The sequence below is a fragment of the Clostridioides sp. GD02377 genome (genome assembly GCF_045899875.1).
Classification (GTDB): Bacteria; Bacillota; Clostridia; order Peptostreptococcales; family Peptostreptococcaceae; genus Clostridioides; species Clostridioides difficile_A.
In genome coordinates this window covers 1-1,636 of record NZ_JBJODA010000051.1, presented here as the reverse complement: position 1 = coordinate 1,636, position 1,636 = coordinate 1, and the positions used below count along the sequence as shown (strand labels likewise).

Below are 1,636 nucleotides of genomic sequence, written 5' to 3'. Positions count from 1 at the left end.
TCTACTGCATCCATTGCAGCCTTCTTGATTACTTGTAATAATTCCTGTGACACTTTATCACCTCGCTTATATAAATCTTCTCACATGTGTGTATGCTTTACCTTTATAATAAGAATCAACTGACTGTGTTTTTACCACTTCACCAGTCCTAGGGGAATGAATTATTTGATTGTTTCCAATATACATTACAACATGATTATTACTTCCTCCGCCAATTCGACACAATAAATCTCCTGCTTTCCACTTGCTTCTATCTTTTAAATCTACTGCTTTTCCTGCTTTACTTTGTGCAGAAGCAGTACGAGGAATGTTTATACCTATTTGCTTATAACACCACTGTATAAGCCCACTACAGTCAAATGTATTAGGACCTTCTGCTCCATACACATAATTACAACCCAGTTTACTTTTAGCTATACTAATTAATTTATCTGCTTTAGAGCCATTGTTTGTAGATGTATTAGCATTATTATTTTGAACTTGATAAGTTGTATCTTTTAAATTCTTTTCTGCTTCTTCATCACTCCCAATTCCTGTACCACTTGAATTATCGTAATTACTCCCTGTTATCTGCTTATAAAATGCACCTACACATTTTACCCATTCTTTATCTGAACTTGAAGAATACTTATTTCTGATACTTTCTAATGTTTTTCTACCTTGATAGATATAGTTTCTTGATAAATTACTTATACCTCTTTTTATTCCTTCATCAGTACTTGAAAAACTTAAATACTTTCCATCTCTTCTCATTCCAAAGAAATTATTTTTAGTGTTTGCAATGTTTGAAGTACCCCTAGCTGATTCGTGCATTGATATTGCAGCCATTAAAGCTGGATTAACTTTATAAGCATTTGAGTATTTAACAAAGGCATTCCCTGTATTTGATAATTTCCCTTTAAGTAGTTTATTAATTTTATTAGCCATTTCAGTATCTTCTTTGCTTGTAGTGCTTTGTGCAGTGCCATTTTGTTTCTCATTTTTATTATTACTATTTCCGCTTGAGTAGGAACTTGAAGAATAAGAAGCAAACTCGTCTCCATCAACAAGTGTCAAATCCATAAAATGCGAATTATTTTCAAAAGTATGTTTTACTTTCTCAACTAACATGTAATTTTGCAACTCTATATCTCCTAACGACAAAAAAACAGGTACTAAGCAACCTGCTCTTACTCTAATATCTCCAATTGCGTTTTTTAAACTTAATGACTTAGTTTTCTTATTATATAGTTTTAAAAGTATATCGCATTTTTGTTTTATCTCTGCTTCACTCATGTTCTTGTCTACTGTATCAAACATTTGAAGTATTCCCCAACTTCTCATATGTGTAGAATCTTGTGCAATATAAACATCTCTTTTACCTGACTCCTCGTTGTCTCTTACAAGTTTAATCTTTGTGTAAGTATCACTATCAATCGAAGAATTGTAGTCAAAGTCCTCTATGACATCATTATTCATAACAGTATCTAATTTCATTGATGCAACATTCTTTAATGTTATTCTTCCAAAGTCATCATAGAGTACATACATTTCCTTTTTCTCTCTTAAAGTATCATCTAGGGCAGTCAATATCATATCAAATAAAGTTTTATTTTCTTCTATTCTAGATATTTTATATTTTGTATCTTCTATGACG

General features: G+C 31.4%; 1 protein-coding gene. It reads right to left on the bottom strand.

All coding sequences use genetic code 11. The features are described from left to right. Nucleotides 1-66: 66 nt before the first annotated feature. A partial coding sequence (locus Q3304_RS20630; RefSeq protein ID WP_407815480.1) for an NlpC/P60 family protein occupies nucleotides 67-1,636 on the bottom strand: 1,570 nt, incomplete at its 5' end.